This is a genomic window from Roseibium aquae, from assembly GCF_008711285.1.
Classification (GTDB): domain Bacteria; phylum Pseudomonadota; class Alphaproteobacteria; order Rhizobiales; family Stappiaceae; genus Roseibium; species Roseibium aquae.
Map to the genome: position 1 here is coordinate 316,097 of NZ_VXDC01000006.1, position 16,992 is coordinate 333,088.

The 16,992-nt window shown below is 63.0% G+C and carries 11 protein-coding genes; 6 read left to right on the forward strand and 5 right to left on the reverse strand.

Annotated features, from left to right (window positions below; genetic code table 11):
* The first annotated feature begins 183 nt into the window (after nucleotides 1–183).
* A complete protein-coding gene (locus tag F0184_RS11910) occupies nucleotides 184–2,202 on the forward strand; it encodes a DEAD/DEAH box helicase (protein WP_150496391.1) in 2,019 nt (672 codons plus the stop codon).
* A 47-nt stretch (nucleotides 2,203–2,249) separates the two neighbouring features.
* On the opposite strand, the gene F0184_RS11915 is transcribed toward F0184_RS11910, so the two are convergent.
* Nucleotides 2,250–2,693: a hypothetical protein gene (locus F0184_RS11915; RefSeq protein WP_172972092.1), complete on the reverse strand. Its 444-nt coding sequence runs from the start codon at nucleotides 2,691–2,693 to the stop codon at nucleotides 2,250–2,252.
* A 14-nt stretch (nucleotides 2,694–2,707) separates the two neighbouring features.
* Nucleotides 2,708–3,760 (reverse strand): ligase-associated DNA damage response exonuclease, encoded by a 1,053-nt coding sequence (locus F0184_RS11920; protein ID WP_150496392.1) that lies wholly within the window; start codon nucleotides 3,758–3,760, stop codon nucleotides 2,708–2,710.
* Nucleotides 3,761–3,851: 91 nt separating this feature from the next.
* Here F0184_RS11920 and F0184_RS11925 point away from each other — a divergent pair, with 91 nt between their 5' ends.
* The 3 genes from F0184_RS11925 to F0184_RS11935 all read left to right on the forward strand — a co-directional run bounded on the left by F0184_RS11925 (nucleotide 3,852) and on the right by F0184_RS11935 (nucleotide 7,767).
* Nucleotides 3,852–6,359 carry a ligase-associated DNA damage response DEXH box helicase gene (locus F0184_RS11925; protein WP_150496438.1) on the forward strand — a complete coding sequence of 836 codons (2,508 nt, stop codon included), beginning with the start codon at nucleotides 3,852–3,854 and terminating at the stop codon, nucleotides 6,357–6,359.
* A complete protein-coding gene (gene pdeM / locus F0184_RS11930; protein WP_150496393.1) occupies nucleotides 6,356–7,093 on the forward strand; it encodes a ligase-associated DNA damage response endonuclease PdeM in 738 nt (245 codons plus the stop codon). The genes F0184_RS11925 and pdeM overlap by 4 nt, the downstream gene beginning before the upstream one ends.
* A gap of 95 nt (nucleotides 7,094–7,188) precedes the next feature.
* Nucleotides 7,189–7,767, forward strand: coding sequence for a histidine phosphatase family protein (locus tag F0184_RS11935; RefSeq protein ID WP_150496394.1), 579 nt, complete (start codon nucleotides 7,189–7,191; stop codon nucleotides 7,765–7,767).
* Here F0184_RS11935 and F0184_RS11940 read toward each other — a convergent pair.
* The 3 genes from F0184_RS11940 to F0184_RS11950 all read right to left on the reverse strand — a co-directional run bounded on the left by F0184_RS11940 (nucleotide 7,764) and on the right by F0184_RS11950 (nucleotide 13,738).
* Entirely contained in the window at nucleotides 7,764–8,540 is a 777-nt protein-coding gene (locus tag F0184_RS11940; protein ID WP_150496395.1) for a TIGR02186 family protein, read from the reverse strand. The genes F0184_RS11935 and F0184_RS11940 overlap by 4 nt on opposite strands.
* On the reverse strand, nucleotides 8,537–9,466 hold the full coding sequence (locus F0184_RS11945; RefSeq protein ID WP_150496396.1) for a sulfite exporter TauE/SafE family protein: 930 nt from the start codon (nucleotides 9,464–9,466) through the stop codon (nucleotides 8,537–8,539). The genes F0184_RS11940 and F0184_RS11945 overlap by 4 nt, the downstream gene beginning before the upstream one ends.
* 129 nt (nucleotides 9,467–9,595) lie before the next feature.
* The gene (locus F0184_RS11950; protein WP_150496397.1) at nucleotides 9,596–13,738 is read right to left on the reverse strand and encodes a peptidoglycan-binding protein; all 4,143 of its coding nucleotides are present in this window, start codon (nucleotides 13,736–13,738) and stop codon (nucleotides 9,596–9,598) included.
* 396 nt (nucleotides 13,739–14,134) lie between these two features.
* On the opposite strand from F0184_RS11950, the gene F0184_RS11955 reads away from it, so the two are divergent.
* Together F0184_RS11955 and F0184_RS11960 are read left to right on the forward strand one after the other, a co-directional pair.
* Complete coding sequence (locus F0184_RS11955) at nucleotides 14,135–14,605, forward strand: MerR family transcriptional regulator (protein WP_150496398.1); 471 nt, start codon at nucleotides 14,135–14,137, stop codon at nucleotides 14,603–14,605.
* A gap of 541 nt (nucleotides 14,606–15,146) precedes the next feature.
* Entirely contained in the window at nucleotides 15,147–16,943 is a 1,797-nt protein-coding gene (locus tag F0184_RS11960; RefSeq protein WP_150496399.1) for an acyl-CoA dehydrogenase C-terminal domain-containing protein, read from the forward strand.
* The last annotated feature ends 49 nt before the right edge of the window (nucleotides 16,944–16,992 follow it).

Sequence of the window (16,992 nt, forward strand, 5' to 3'; positions counted from 1 at the left end):
CGTGAACAACACTTGCGGCGGCCAGCATGGAATTCAAGCCCCGCTTGCAGCGGCGGGCAGGCATGCGGGATCATGCTGGACGCAAGGGACCGAAAAGCTTATAGAGAAAGAAAATACCGTGCGGGATGCCCGTTTGGCCGGCTTCGAAGCCCTCCCCGCCTTGCATTTTCACGAAAGCGACACATGAACGAATTGACCTCCCTCCCGCAGGCCTTGCAGGCCGCGCTGGAGAAAAAAGGATATGAAACCCTCACCCCCGTGCAGCAGCAAGTGCTGAGCGACGCGCCCGGTGACGCCGACCTTTTGGTCTCGGCGCAAACCGGATCCGGCAAGACGGTCGCCTTTGGGCTTGCGCTGGCCCCGACCCTGCTCGACGAGGCCGATCATTTCGGTCCGGCCGGCGCGCCGGTTGCCCTCGCCATCACGCCGACCCGGGAACTCGCCCTGCAGGTCAAGGAAGAGCTGAGCTGGCTTTATGGCGAGGCGAACGCCCAACTGGCGTCATGTGTCGGCGGCATGGACCCGCGCATGGAGCGGCGTGTTCTGGAGCGGGGCGCGCATATCGTCGTCGGCACACCGGGGCGCTTGCGCGACCATCTGGAACGCGGCGCGCTCGATCTGTCGCAAATCAAGGCCGTCGTTCTCGACGAAGCCGATGAAATGCTCGACATGGGGTTCCGCGAAGATCTCGAATTCATTCTCGATGCCGCGCCCGAAACCCGCAGAACCTTGATGTTCTCGGCAACCGTTCCAAAGCCGATCGCAGATCTCGCACGCCGCTTCCAGAAAGATGCTGTCCGGCTGTCGTCTGTTTCCGGCAAGGACCAGCACGGGGATATCGACTACATCGCCCATCCGGTCGCGCCGAACGAGCGGGAAAACGCGATCATCAACGTCCTGCGCCTGCATGAAGCGGAAAAGTCGATCGTCTTTTGCTCCACCCGGGAGGCTGTCAAACGCTTGACCGGACGGCTGGCGAACCGGGGATTTGCGATCGTCTCGTTGTCCGGCGAACTCAGTCAGGAACAGCGCTCGGCCGCTCTCACCGCCATGAAGACCGGAACCGCCCGCGTGTGCGTGGCGACGGATGTGGCCGCGCGCGGGATCGACCTGCCCAATCTGGATCTTGTGATCCACGCGGATCTTCCCACCGGAAAGGCCGCGCTTTTGCACCGCTCCGGCCGGACCGGACGCGCGGGCCGCAAGGGCACCAGCGTTTTGATGGTGCCGTTTCCGCGCCGCCGGGCCGCTGAGCGCACGCTCCAATTCGCCGGTGTGAAAGCCACCTGGCAAAGCGCCCCCACTGCCGATGACATTCACGCCAAGGACAAGGAACGCCTGTTCAACGCCTCGGTCCTGAGCGAACCGTTGCAGGAGCAGGAACGCGAGCTGGCGCAGGAGCTTCTTGCCCGGCACGACGCTGAATCCCTCGCCGCCGCATTCGTGAAGCTGTACCAGTCCCGCCTGCCGGCGGCCGAAGACGTCACCCCCGCCTCCGAAGACGCGATGCGCGGGCGCGACCCCGGCTCCCGCGGCGGGCGGGTCGAGGAAGTCAAGGGCAAGTTCGAGGATGGCGTCTGGTTCCGCCTTTCCCTTGGCCACAAGCACCGCGCCGATCCGCGCTGGCTCCTGCCGATGATCTGCCGGGCCGGACATGTCACGAAGCGCGAAGTCGGGGCGATCAAGATCTATCAGAACGAAACCCATTTCGAGATTGCCGGGACCCACGGCGAACGCTACGCCTCGACCGTCAAACGGGATGGCACCGGCGAGGACAACGTCAATATTGCCCTGCTGGATGCGCGCGGCGGCAAGCCTCCGGCACCTTCCGCCCCGCGCAAGCCGCGCAACCGGCATGTCGATTATGAAGACATGGGGCGCGAAGACAGGCTCGATGGACAGGAGGCCAAACGGGGCCGTCCGCAAAATGCGGCTCCGCAACGCGGCAAGAAGCGGCGCCGTTTTGACGATGAGGATGTGGCACCGAACCATCCCGCCTACGAACCGCTCGACATGAAGGCCTTGGAGGGCAAGACCGAGCGCATGCTGAAACCGCAGGCCGATGGCGAAAAGCCAGCCAATCGGGGGGCGCCCAAATCTCGAAAAGCGGCTCCCAAGCCAACGGGGAAACCGCCCAAGAAGTCGAAGCCCAAGAACAAACCCTCCCGGGCGGAGCGCAAGGCTGGCCGCACCAAGCCGTAACCACGCACGGCAAGGGAGAAACGATCATCCTGGCCGGTCTGGCCGGACTATTCGTTGACCACCATGGCGATGCCCCAGTCGGCACCGTCCTGCAGAAGATGATAGTGGCAGGTGAAATCGGTAACGATTTCACCATCCCCGTTCGATTGCTGCCAATCCAGCGTCACCATGGCGGACGTACCGCTGATATGGCTGGACGACACATGGAAATCCGACTGGACGATGCCTTCCTTGTCGAGCACGCTCAACAGGGCTTCTATGTTTTCCATCAATTCGTCCGCATCGGCGAAAACATGCCCTTTTTCCTGCTGCCAGATCACCACCGGCAACGTGAAGCAATCGCAGATCCGGTCGGCCTCGTAGTCGTCGAAGCCAGTCTTGTAATCGTCGAACAGCGCCGCGATCGCTTCCTCGGCACCAGTGCCGTTGTCGGGACCCGCGCCGTTTGCCGAACCGTTTTGAGCAGATGAATGATCGTTGTCCTCAGACATCAAAAGGGGTCCCTTCAGGAAGCCGCGTGAGCCTCTCCGCCGGCACTGGGTCCCCCAAACGGTCCCTCGCCCGACTCATCGCCATCGTCATAGCCTATCATATTCAGCGGCTTGGCTCGCCGTCCTTGGGCCATGCACCAATGGACCAGGGCTTCCTCGGCCCCATGGGTGACCCAGATTTCCGCCGCGCCGGTCTCAACGATCGTCCGGCAAAGATCGTCCCAATCGGCGTGATCCGACAGGATGAGCGGCAGTTCCGCCCCGCGCTGGCGCGCGCGGGCGCGCACCTGCATCCAGCCGGACGCCATGCAGGTGACCGGATCGGTGAACCGCCGCGCCCAGCGATCGGCCAGCTGGCCCGGGGGGCACAAAACCAATTCGCCCGCCAGATCCTTACCCCGCCGCCCCACCGGTTCCACCGGGCCAAGGTACACGCCCTGGCTTTCATAGTATCGCGTCAGTTTCTCCAGGGCCCCGTGCAGGTAAATCACGCGGTCATAACCGGCCGCCCGCAGCTCCGCGATCACCCGTTGCGCCTTGCCCAGCGCATAGGCGCCGACCAGATGCGTCCGGTCGGAGAACAGCGACATGGATTTGCGGAGCTTCTCGACTTCCCTGGCCGCAGGCGGATGGCGAAAGACAGGCAGGCCGAAGGTCGCCTCGGTGACAAAGGTATGGCATCGCACCAGTTCGAAGGGCGAACAAGTGGGATCGGCGTGGCGCTTGTAGTCCCCTGAAACCACCGTGCGATGTCCGCCAGCGTTCAGCAAAATCTGCGCCGATCCCAACACATGCCCGGCCGGGTGAAGGGTCACCTCCACCCCGTTCAGGGTCACCGCTTCGCCGTAGCCCACCGCCTGCTGGCATCCGCAAAATCCCCGGCCGTAACGGATCGCCATGATGTCCAGCGTCTGCCGCGTGGCCAGAACCGCGCCGTGGCCGGCCCGGGCGTGGTCGGCATGCCCATGGGTGATTACCGCCCGCTCGACCGGGCGGACCGGGTCGATATGGACTTGGGCCGCCGGGCTGTAGAGGCCTTGCGGGGTCAGCGTGAGAGGCTCGGTCATGGCACCAACTATAGAAACTTGTCCCGGATTGGCCAGAGCGGCCGGCAAGCCATCTCGCCTTGGACGGGAAAGCGCCTTACCTTACCCGGCCATGGACCCCGCTTTGCTGCCTTCCCGATTCCATGACTGGTTTGCCTCCCGCGGTTGGGAACCACGGCCGCATCAGCTTGAACTTGTGCAGAACCTGGCGGCGGGGCGATCCACCCTTCTGATTGCCCCGACAGGGGCGGGCAAGACGCTAGCCGGTTTCCTGCCCAGCCTTGTCGAGCTCGACGGCAGGTCCGGGCGTCCGCCCGGCATGGCGGGCAGCCGAGGATTGCACACGCTCTACATCTCGCCGCTGAAAGCCCTTGCCGTAGATATTGCCCGCAATCTGGAAGCGCCCGTCGCCGAGATGAACCTTCCCGTGCGGATCGAAACCCGCACGGGAGACACACCGGCGCACAAACGGCAAAGACAAAAGACAAAACCGCCCGATATCCTGCTGACCACGCCCGAGCAGATCGCGCTCTTGTTGTCGGACCCGGGCTCCGCCGAGCTGTTCGGGTCCTTGAAGACCGTGATCCTGGACGAACTGCATGCGCTCGTCACGTCCAAGCGCGGGGATCTTCTGGCCTTGGGGCTTGCCCGTCTGCGGCGCCTCAGCCCCGGAATGCGGACCATCGGCCTGTCCGCGACCGTGGCGCAGCCGGAGGATCTTCAAGCCTATCTGGTTGGACAGCCCGACCCGGCGCGTCGGGTCCTGTCCTCTCTCGTCCAGGTGACCGGCGGCGCCAAACCCGACATCACCATCCTGAACACGGAGGAGCGCCTGCCCTGGTCCGGGCACACCTCGCGCTATGCCATGGGCGATGTCTACACGCTGATCAAGCAGCACCGGGTGACGCTGGTGTTCGTCAACACCCGCAGCCAGGCGGAAATGGTGTTTCAGGAGCTTTGGCACATCAACACCGACACCCTGCCGATCGCGCTCCACCACGGCTCGCTGGACGTCGGCCAACGGCGCAAGGTGGAAGCCGCGATGGCCTCTGGGTTGCTGCGCGCGGTTGTGGCCACGTCATCGCTCGACATGGGCATCGACTGGGGCGACATCGATCTGGTCATCAACCTGGGAGCGCCCAAGGGCGCCAGCCGGCTGGCTCAACGGATCGGCCGGGCCAACCACCGCATGGACGAGCCTTCCAAGGCCGTGCTTGTGCCTTCGAACCGCTTCGAGGTGCTCGAGTGCCAGGCCGCGCTTGCCGCCTCGAAACGGGGCGACCAGGACACGCCTCCCTTGCGCAAGGGCGCCCTTGATGTGCTGGCCCAGCATATCCTCGGCCTTGCCTGTGCCGCCCCGCTCGACCTGACGGAGACATTCGACGAGATCCGCTCTGCGGAAACCTACAAATACCTGACCTGGGAGACATTCGAGCGGGTGGTCAGCTTCGTGTCGACCGGCGGCTACGCCCTGAAGAGCTACGAGCAATACGCCAAGCTGAAAAAGGGCCAGGACGGCCTGTGGCGGATCGCCCATCCGAAGATCGCCCAGCAATACCGCCTGAACGTCGGCACCATCGTTGAGGCACCCATGCTGAAAGTGCGCCTTGGAAAATCCCGGGAGCAGGGACGGCGGAGCCCGGTCGGCCGCGGCGGACGGATGCTGGGCGAGATCGAGGAATGGTTCATCGAACAGCTCACCGCCGGTGACACCTTCATGTTCGCCGGCGAGATCCTGCGCTTCGAAGGCATTCGCGAAAATGAGGTCCATGTGTCCCGCTCGCGGGCGGACACCCCCATGGTGCCCTCCTATCAGGGCGGAAAGTTCCCGCTGTCCACCTATCTGGCCGCAAGCGTGCGCGGGATGCTGGCCGATCCGCGCAGCTGGCGCCATCTTCCCCACCAGGTGCGGGACTGGCTCCGCCTGCAGCAGGAAAAATCGCGCCTGCCCTCCCGGGACGGGCTGTTGGTCGAAACCTTTCCACGAGGCGACCGGCACTACCTTGTCTGCTATCCGTTCGAAGGCCGGCTGGCCCACCAGACGCTCGGCATGCTGCTGACGAAACGCCTAGACCGGCTGGGCGCCCGGCCGATGGGTTTCGTCGCCAATGACTACGCCCTGTCGATCTGGTGCGTCAGTGACCTGTCCGGTTTGGTCTCCAGCGGCCAGATCCCGGTCGACACGCTGTTCGAGGAAGACATCCTGGGCGATGACCTCGACGCCTGGCTGGCCGATTCATTCCTCATGAAACGCACATTCCGGTATTGCGCGGTGATTGCCGGGCTGATCGAGCGCCGCCATCCCGGCCAGGAGAAGACCGGGCGCCAGGTGACCGTGTCCTCCGATCTCATCTACGATGTCCTGCGGGCGCATGAGCCCGATCACATCCTTCTTGAAGCCACCTGGAACGATGCGGCCGAAGGACTTCTGGATATCTCCCGGCTCGGCGAACTTCTTGCACGGATCAAAGGTCGAATCACGCATATTGGTCTGCAGAAAGTTTCGCCGCTAGCTGTGCCCGTTCTTCTGGAAATCGGCAAAGAGCCGGTCTATGGCGAAGCAATGGACCAAATCCTCGCGGAGGCCGCAGGGGATCTCGTTCTGGAGGCCATGGAATGAGTGCGCTCACCTCGCACATGGACAAATTCATCGTTGCGCCGGTGTGCCATGATATCCAGATCAACGACCAGCTCGTCGGGCTGCATGACAGTGGCGTGATGTGGTGGCCGGACCAGTCTCTTCTGGTTGTGGCCGATCTTCACCTTGAGAAGGGCTCATCTTTCGCCCGCCGTGGCGTGATGTTGCCGCCCTACGACACCGCCGCGACCCTCGAAAAGCTGGCAGCCGTGGTCGATGCGTTCGATCCGGCGGGCGTCATTGCCCTTGGCGACAGCTTTCATGACGCTGGCGGTTCCGACCGCCTGCCCCCGGCCTACCGCGCCTTGCTGGCCACCCTTCAACTGAACCGGGACTGGATCTGGGTGACGGGCAATCATGACCCGATCCCGCCGGTCCGGCTCTGTGGCGAGACGGTGGATGAAATCACGGTGGGCGCACTGACCTTCCGGCACCAGCCGAAGGAGCACCTGGTGCCGGAACGCGTCGCCGGCGAAATCGCGGGGCATTTGCATCCGGTCGCAAGGGTTCGCCGTTATGGACGCTCCATCCGGCGCGCCTGTTTCGTGACCGATGGCAACCGCATGGTTCTGCCGGCCTTTGGTGCGCTGACGGGGGGCCTGAACGTCGCCGACCGGGCATTCAGCATGGTGTTCCGGCCACGCCAGTATTCGGCCTTCATGCTCGGCAACGACCGGCTCTATCCATTCACCGCCTCACGCCTGATCGGCGACTGATCCCGATCCACGTCTCCAGCCGCAAGCCGGGCCGTGAACCATGCTCGGCGCGGGTACGTATGGAAGTGGTCGCGCATGCCGGTTGGAGCTCTGAGATGTTGCCAGTCAGACAATGGGCCGCCATATGTCTCGTTTTTGTTTTCGGACTTGCAATCCCGCCCGCCGTCGAGGCTGAGGAAGAAGCTTGGCTGGCTCTTTCGGATGGCGGCATCGTGCTTTTCCGTCATGCGCTTGCGCCGGGAACCGGCGATCCACGGAACTTCCGGATTGGCGATTGCGAGACCCAGAGGAACCTCGACGCGGCCGGCCGCGACGATGCGCGGAAAATCGGAAACACATTCCGGGATCGCGGTATTCGAGTCGATCAGGTGTTGACGTCCGAATGGTGCCGCTGCTGGGAAACCGCCGAGCTTGCCTTCCCCGGACAATGGACGAGAGAACCGGCCTTCAACTCCTTCTTCCAAAACAGGAGCGCGGGACCTGCGCAAACCGCCGCGGCCCGAACGATCCTTGAGCAATGGCAAGGACCGGGCGCGCTCGTTGTCATCACCCATCAGGTGAATATCACGGCGCTGACGGATATCTTTCCGGCTTCGGGCGAAGGCATCGTGCTGCGTTCGGGACCGGACGGGCTGGTCCTGGCAGGGCGCCTGCCGGTCTCGGCTTTCCGCTAATCCTTCTTGAAGATAACACCCGCCAGCCAGCCGGTGAACATGGCCAGCATGACAGCGACAATCCCGTAGACGAACGAGTACTCGCGGGAAAAGTCGAAGGTGAACTGCTCAAAGCCGGTTTTTCTCACAAACAAGTCCGATTCGGTCCGGGACAACAGAACGCCGTCTTGAAACAGAAAGCTCTTCACAAGGTAGTTGCCAACCGGGATGTTGGCCGGCAGCGGAATTGTCGTGCGGAACATGGTTTCGGTCAGAAACTCCACCGCGCCATGGCGCTCCGAGTAAAGCCCCTGCTGCTGCCGCAAGCGCAGGAAGGCCTCCCGGAAATCATCCCGCTCCGACAGGGGAACAGCCGAACTCCCGGAGACAGCCAGATTGAGGTGGTTGAGGCCGATTTCATGCTCGTCGAGAACAACCCGATCGGCCATGTCACCGATGCGGACCGTGCTCGTGACCGCATAAAAAGCGGGAACATCCCGAAACTGCTCATAGTCCCGGTTGACCCAGACACCGGCAAACCGGCCCTTGCGGCGGGCGGTGATATCCTGAGGCGGTCCCTGAACGACGACGGCCAGTTCATAGGTGCCGCGGCGGCCAATGGTGTTGGTGTCGCGGATCACCTGGCCGAAGATCACGATCTCGGTGCCGGTGAAGTTGGACTGAATCGACACTGTGTCAGAGGATACGGAGGCGACAAGCTCCTCCGCCCTGCCCGGCTGCGATCCGGCCAGAGCCCAGCAGAGGATCAGAGCGGTGGCCATCCGGACAATCATGCCCCTGCCCCCATGGTGATTGCGATGGAATACAGATCGTCGGGCACGATCAGAAGATCGATCGCGAAGCGCAGACCGACGCCGAGCACCAGCAGCGCCAGCAACAGCCGCAACTGGTCCCCCCTCAGGTTTTGTCCGACCCGGGCGCCGAACTGCGCCCCGATCACGCCGCCAATCATCAATGTCAGAGCCAGAACAAGATCGACCGTCTGGGTGCCGATGGCATGAAAGACGGTGGCGGCCGACATGGTGAACAGGATCTGGAACAAGGATGTCCCGATGACGATGCCCGTCGGCACCCGCAGAAGGTAAATCAGCGCCGGGACCATCATGAAGCCGCCGCCGATCCCCAGAACCGTGCCCAGAAATCCGATGCCGGCCCCAAGCACGAGGATCGGAATGACGCTGACATAGAGCTTCGAGCGCCGGAACCGCATCTTCAATGGCAAGCCGTGGATCCAGTTGTGCTGCCCGGGTCTGCGGGCGCGCACGGCCACGCCCGTTTTCCGCCGGCGGATGGCGCGGATCGATTCCACGAACATCAAGGTGCCTATGGCCCCAAGAAACGTCACGTAGGAGAGTGAAATCACCACGTCGAGCTGACCCAGGGACTGCAAGAGATCGAACAAGAGCACACCGAGCGCCGACCCGGCGATGCCGCCGATCAGAAGCATCGTGCCCAGTTTCAGATCGATCGCCTTGCGCCTGAGATATGTCATCACGGCCGAAGCCGAGGACGCCACGACCTGCGTGGTGACGGTCGCCACCGCGACCGCCGGGGGGATGCCGGAAAAAATCAAAAGAGGCGTCAACAGAAAGCCGCCGCCGATCCCGAACAGGCCGGATAGAAACCCCACAGCTCCACCCATCCCGAAAATGAGGAACATATTGACCGGGATTTCGGCGATAGGCAGATACAGTTGCACGGGACTTGCCGATGGTTGTCAGGCGCCAATGGGCGCCTGATCTGCTAGCATGATGGTTGTAAAACCTTAAGCGGACGCTGTGTCAATGGATCGTGTGCGGACGATGGCCGAGTTTAGCCCCCGGCCCGCTCAGATTGGCTGGCTCGCCAGTTCCTCCATCAGGGCCGCGTCGATTTCGCCCGTCTCGGGCAATCCGACACTGCGCTGGAAGGCTTGAACCGCGCTGCGCGTGCGGGGCCCGATCTGACCATCCGGTGTTCCCGTGTCGAATCCCAGCGCATTCAGCTTCGTCTGCGCGGTCCGGACCATGGCTTCATAGTCCACCACATTGTCCAGATTGACGGGCGTCGCTCCCGCCGCTCCCCCGGACGAGGCCCAATCCGGCTCCGTCGCGACCTTGTTGGCGGCCGGTGCCGGGGTCTTGAGCGTAAATGTTTCGACGGCCAGGCGTGCTTGGTTCAACGCTGTCTCATCCATGGTATTGGCCACATCGTCGCGCTTCTTGGCTGCATCCTGATCGCCCTCGCGGGCCGCAATCGCGAACCACTTGTAGCTCTGGATCAGATCCTTCTCGACGCCCAGTCCCCGGGCATACAGAATACCGAGATTGAAGAGGCTATCCTTCACCCCGTATTCGGCCGCCCGCTCGAACCAGTCCGCGGCCTTCTCGAAATCGGGTGCCCCGCCTGCGCCTTCGGCATAAAGAACGGCGAGGTTGTGCATGGCCTTCGCATTGCCGGCATCGGCTGCCTTTTCGTACCAGGCTCTCGCCTTGTCCAGATCCAGCTCGACGCCGCGGCCCTTTTCATAAAGGCTGGCAAGGCGGTACTGGGCCGGCGCCAGCCCCTTGTCGGCCGCGATCTGATACCACTTGGCAGCCTCGGCCAAATCCGCCGGCACGCCGTCACCTTCCGTGAATTTGACCCCAACCAGGAAGGCGGCACGCTCATCGCCACTTGCGGCCGCACTGCGCAAGGCGATGGGGCCAACCCCCTCCGGCGGCAGGCTCGCGATCAGGCTCGCCGACTGGACGGTCCCGGCGCCGGACAGATTGAAGTCATCAGAGGGCATGGACACAGCGTCAAACCCGTTGTCCACACCGCTGGGCGGGGCAAAGGCGATTTCCGGCTCGGGCAAGGCCGCCCCCGCCTCGCTGGCGGCACCCGCCAAAACTCCGGGGCCGTCAGCCGAAACGGCGCTTCTGTCGGGCTCCGGTGCGCTGGCCGCGGCGGTCTGCTGCTCTCCGGCACCGGTTCCGGCAGGACCTGCGTCCAAGGCTGTCACGGCGCTTTCCGCCACATTTCCAGCCGGATCGGCGGGCAGCCCGGCGGCAATGTCCGGTTCGGGGGTAGCCTGGTCGCTGACGGCAACCGCGTCCTCATCGGAGGCAGGCCCGCTGACCATATTGAACACTTGCAGCGTGCCGATGGCCAGCAGCACCGCGGCGGCGGCATACAGCAGAGCCTTGCGGCGGCCACCGCCACTTTCGGCTTCAGCCTCCTTGCCTTGAGAGCCCGCGGATGGATCGCCCGCAAGAACCGGCTCGCGGTCCATGACACCGCTTCCCGCCAGCGTTGGCTCCACCGGATCGGAGGTTTCCGCGCCTTCGTCTTCCTTTTTGCCGCGTCTCAAAACATTGCGGAACCAACCGGCCCGTTCCCGGCCACGTTCTTCTTCGGAGTCGTCCCGCGCGGCGCCCCGCAAGAGATTCGGCTCCAACCGGGACGCCTCCGCCGAGGCGGCTTGGGCCGCACGGCGGGCGGCCGCGATGAAGTCGGCTTTCCGGTCCCGGCCTGTCTCGCCGGCCTGCTGCGGCTCGGTGGGCGGCGTGACGGCGGCCTGCGGGTTCCGGCTCAATTTCCGCAGCAATTCCGCCTGCGGACCAGAGCCCCCGCCCGGTTCCGTCTGCGGCGGATGGGAAGCGGCCGATACCGGTTTTGACACATTCGAGCGTTCCAGGGATTCCAGCCGCTCGGTAACGGAACTCAAGACCGATTTCACACCTTCAAAGGTGTTGCGCGTCCGCTCCTCGCTGCCTTCGGCGGCATCCAGGAGCCGTTTGAGATCGTTCTGCAGCCCGGAAATGGCCGCATCATACTCGGTCGAATGGGGGACTTGCCGAGAGGATTGTTCCGCAACCACTTCAGCGGCCGCCGACTTGGCAATGTCGACGACGTCACGGCGCGTTTCCTGCAACCCGGTTTCGATCCGTTCCAGGGCCGTCGTGACAATGTCCAGATGGGACTCCCGTCCACTGTTGTTTTCCAGTTGCTCCGCAAGCGCGGATACTTTCGAGGCGAGCTGCTCAAGGCGGCTCTCATTCAGATTGTCTCCGCCCCGCGCGACCGCATCGGCCAGATCGCTGATGCGCTGCTCCAGCGCCTCGGTGGAGGACGGCGCGGGAACGGAGGCCCGCATCGCCCCGATTTCAGCCCGCAACTTGTCGAGATCAGCGGTGGTGACGGTATCCTTGGGCGCTTGCAAACGGTCGCTGAGTTCATTCAGCCGCGTTTGCAATTGCGCGAAGAGTTTCGCATCCGCCGCCGAAGACCCCTTCAACGAAGATGCGTCAAGCACCGGCATGGGCCGGTTCGACCGCTTCTCGATCAACTCGATCTTGGTGTTGATCCCATCCAAACGGTCCGCAAGGGTCGCAAACGCCTGAGCATCGGTTTCCGCCATCGCGGCAGGCTGGCTTTCGATCCGGTCCAGCCGGCCGACAATCTCATCGAGCTTGTGGCCGACATCGCCGAGCCCTTCGACATCAACCGAAGCGCGCTTGTCCTCGGCCATCATGCCGACGATGTCCTCAAGCCGCCCCTGAAGTCTGGCGAGCGTTTCGGGCGCGGGCATGCGCTCTTCCATCGCGCTCAGGCGCGTATCAAGCCCCCGCTGCTCGCGGGCAAGGGCTTCGAGATCGTCCAGCCGGCCGGAGACAAACTTCATCCGGTCGTCGATCCCCTCCAGAAGTCCCGAAATGTCGATATGCTCAACGAACTGCCGGACCTCTCGCAGTTCCGCGCGCAGCGGTTCGATTTCCTGATGGCCGCGCTGCCGCAGCAGCTCTTCCATCCGCTCGGAAATGGTGCCGACACGGTCCTCCAGCAGCAGAATGTGCTCGGACCGGGGCAGCACGGCAAACGCGTCTTCGATCTCGTTCAGCCGGGCAGTGACGCCTTTCAAAATCCGCGGATCGACCGCCCCGCGGGACAACTCGTCAAGCCGCTGCAAGATATGCGCATAGCCGTGTTCGAGGCTCGCCAGCGTACCTTCGACATTGGTGCGGCCGACAAGCGTCTTCAGTTCGGCCACTTCCTTGCGGATTTCCTTGGCGAATTGCTCGTTGTGCCGGTCTGCCCGCAAGCGCTCGACCATGTCGCCCAGGCGGCGAAGCTCCGCATTCTGACGGTTGACCTTTTCATGGGTGCCTTTGGAGAAGCCGCCCAGCGCGCTTCGCAGGGAGCCAAGTTCCTCACGAACCTGGTCGAACGCTTCTTCTTGCGGTTTGCGCAAGGCATCGATGCGGCGCCCCAGCTCCTTGTACATTTTCATCGGCGCATCTTCGCCCGCGGGATGACGGCGGCGATCCGGCCGCATGCGCGGCGCGTCCCAGTCGTCGTCGTCATCGCTCCGGACCGGGCGCTGGCCGGCATCGCCGAAGTCATGGAGGTAGGGATCGATCTCGTCTCTTTCGAAGAAGCGTTCATCGGTTCCGCGCCGGCCCGGGCGGGCATGTTCGGTGCGGCTCTCACCGTAACGCCCGTCGAACCGGGCAGGATCAGAGCCAGCTCCCGAGCCGGGGACAGCCTGATTGGCGGCAAGATCCTGAACCTGCCTGTCCAGCCGTTCCAGGGCGCCCAGCACGGTTTCAAGACGATGATCGGCACCAGGTGCAGGATCCGCGTGCCGGCCCCGGGCGGTGCGGTGCGCACGCTCGCCACGGGTTCGATCACCATCGTTCCGCGCCGCCTCGATCCAGGGCGCGGCCGGTGCAGCGGTGGACCGGGACCGGTCTTCACGCTCATTGAGCAGCCGGTCGAGTTCATCGGCCACTTCGTCAAGGTCATGGTCGGCCTCGAGCTCGTGGCCACCCTGAACACTGCGCCCACGGCCGATTGCGGTCGCTGTGCGGGTCAACCGCTCGGCACGGGCACGCGGTCCATCGGACCGCGCCGGCTCTCGCGCGGAAAAGCCATCCGATTCGTAATAGTCCGCACCCTCAACATGGTCGCGTCCGCGGCGTCCTGCATCGCGGTTTTTCCAAGTCGGCATATCATGACCCTAGTGTTGCGGTCTTTCTGACCGCGCGGAAAATCGGCCTGCTTGGACGGTGAAAAATACTTTGCTCAAGCAGATGCTTGGAAATTTTTGTCTCCTTAGGGTAAACAGCGCGTTAATTCCCCTTGCCAAATGCAAAATCGCGCTTCGGTGGATTCGCATAAGGGCGGAAACCGGCCAGTTTCATGGTTAATCCGGGCAACCAAAAAATTCACCAAGACAAAGCCTAGATCTTTACGCAAACGTAAGGTAAGGATACCGCCAAGCATTGCTGGCCAGCGACGGCAAGGATCTGCGCATCCGCCGCGTGGATTTTGGTGGTGTCAGCACCCTTAGAATAAGCGGATCACGGACAAAACGTGACCTTGATCGATCAAGAGTAGACCTAGTATGAGCGAAGCCCTTTCCATTCTCAGCGACAATGAAATCGTCGATGTCCTGCCCGCCAGCGACGACACAACGAAAAAGACCCATTTTTCCATCGGCGATCTGGCGAAGGAGTTCAATTGCACGCTTCGGACGTTGCGGTTCTACGAAGACAAGGGTCTGATCAACCCGAAACGGGATGGAATGAACCGGGTTTATACCCGCCGCGACCGGGCCCGCCTCAAACTGGTCCTGATGGGCAAGCGAGTTGGTTTCTCGCTGACCGAAATTCGCGATATGCTTGATCTTTACGATCTCAGAGACGGTCAGGTGACCCAGCTTCGAGTTGCCTTGAACAAGTTCAACGAGCAGATCGACGTGCTGAAAGACCAGCGCAACGAAATCGAACAGGCTATTGAAGAACTGTCCCGTACTGTGGAAATCGTGTCCGGCATGCTCAAGCAGAAGGAAGCCGAAGAGGCCGCCAACTCCTGACCCCGGTCCGCCGCGCCGCCCGGTTTCATGCCTGGGCAAGTGGCGCGGCGGCCGAACATGGGCCTCGTTAATAGCCCTCCCGGCCGCCGCCAAGGTCCCGCTGCCCCGGCGGGTCTCGAACCGATATCGCGGGGAATTCGACCACGGCGGCCACGGCTCCGGGTGGCACGAAACGGCAACCGGCCGGGCGCCGCACATTTTTCAGTCGCGGCCCAAAAGATAATGCCGGCCCAGGCCCCGCGCTCCCGGCCCTTGTTTCCAAGGACTTCTTAGTCAAAGCCTTGTCTTTTCCGCGCCGGCCTTTCCCAGAACTGACCTTCCTATCTTTTTTGCCAGCCCTCGCCAGAACCAGCATTGCGCCGCGTTGTTTGCGTTGCCCCGCTGAAAAACGGCCCGGAAGGCCACCGTAGACACATTTTTTCGGCATGCTTCCCCTAGGATACCACTTGCTGATACCCGGGGAGACCCGTATATGTCGGTCAAGGTGACGTTTACGGAAACGTCATGAGAAACTCTGGACGGCTCATCTGGGAGGATTTCCATGCCGAGTTACCGCGCCCCCGTCGACGACACTCTTTTCCTGCTGAAAGATGTTCTGGGATACGAACGGTTTTCGAACCTGCCCGGATTCGCAGATGCGACACCGGACGTTGTGGAAGCCATTTTGCGCGAGGGGGGAAAGTTCTCCGAGGATGTCGTCCATCCGCTGAACCAGAGCGGCGACCGGGAAGGCTGCACGCGCCACGGCGACGGCCGGGTCACAGCCCCGAAAGGCTTCAAGGAAGCCTATGACGCCTTTTGCCAAGCCGGCTGGGGCACCTTGTCCGCGGATCCCGACTACGGCGGCCAGGGATTGCCGCACACGCTGGCAGCCTGCTTCAACGAATTCGTCTCCTCCGCAAACATGGCTTTCGCCATGTATCCGGGATTGACCGCAGGCGCGGTGGCGGCGTTGACGTTGCATGGCAGCGACGAACAGAAGCAGCGCTATCTCCCCAACATGATTTCCGGCAAATGGACCGGCACGATGAACCTCACCGAGCCGCATTGCGGAACGGATCTTGGGCTCATCCGTACCAAGGCGGTGCCGCAGCCGGATGGCAGCTACAAGCTGTCCGGTACCAAGATATTCATCTCTGCCGGCGAGCACGATCTGGCCGAGAACATCATTCACCTCGTTTTGGCGCGGATCGAAGGCGCGCCGGCGGGAACCAAGGGCATTTCGCTGTTCGTGGTGCCGAAGCTGGCGGTTCACGATGACGGGTCCGTCGGTGGCCCCAACGGGGTGAGCTGCGGGTCGATCGAACACAAGATGGGGATCCATGGCAACGCCACCTGCGTCATGAACTATGACGAGGCGACGGGCTGGCTGGTCGGCGAGGAGAACAAGGGTCTGCGCGCCATGTTCACCATGATGAACGAGGCCCGCCTCGGGGTCGCCGTTCAGGGCCTGGCACAGTCGGAAATCGCTTATCAGAATGCCGTCGAATACGCCAGGGACCGGCTGCAAGGCCGCGCGCTGACCGGACCGAAAAGCCCGGACAAGGCCGCCGATCCGATTATCGTGCACCCGGACGTGCGGCGCACGCTGATGCAGATCCGCGCCTTCAATGAAGCCGCCCGTGCTCTTGTTCTGTGGACCGCTCTGCACGGCGACGTCTCGCACCGGTCGGAAGACGAAAAAGCCCGCCAGTTCGGCGAGGACATGATGGGGCTGATGACCCCGGTCCTGAAGGGCGTCCTGACCGACACCGGGTTCGCGAACGCCGTCAACGCGCAGCAGATGTTTGGAGGCCACGGCTACATTCAGGAATGGGGCATGGAGCAATTCGTGCGCGATGCCCGCATCGCCATGATCTACGAAGGGGCAAACGGCATTCAGGCGCTTGACCTCGTGGGCCGCAAGCTGCCGGCGAACGGCGGCCGCGCTGTCATGTCCTTCTTCAATGAAGTCAACGGTTTCCTGAAGGAAAACGGCGAGATCGAAGAGCTTGCCGCATTTACAAAACCCCTCAAGAAGGGCATGGACGACCTGCAGGCGGCGACCATGTGGTTCATGAACAACGCCATGGCCAAGCCGGACAATGCCGGGGCCGGGTCCAACGACTACATGCACCTCTTCGGCCTGGTCGCCATGGGATACATGTGGGCAAAAATCGCCAAGGTGGCCCACGACCAGATCAAGACCGGGGCCAATGGCAAGGCCGACTGGCTCCAGACCAAGCTCGCGTTCGGCACGTTCTTCATGGAGCGGATGATACCGGAAACCGGCGCTCATCTGGCCCGGATTTCCTCCGGCGCCGATACCATGATGGCCGTCAGCGCCGACGCATTCTAATGGCCGGCCGGGTCTGGCGTGGCGGTCAGGCCCGTTTCCCGCGCGTTTC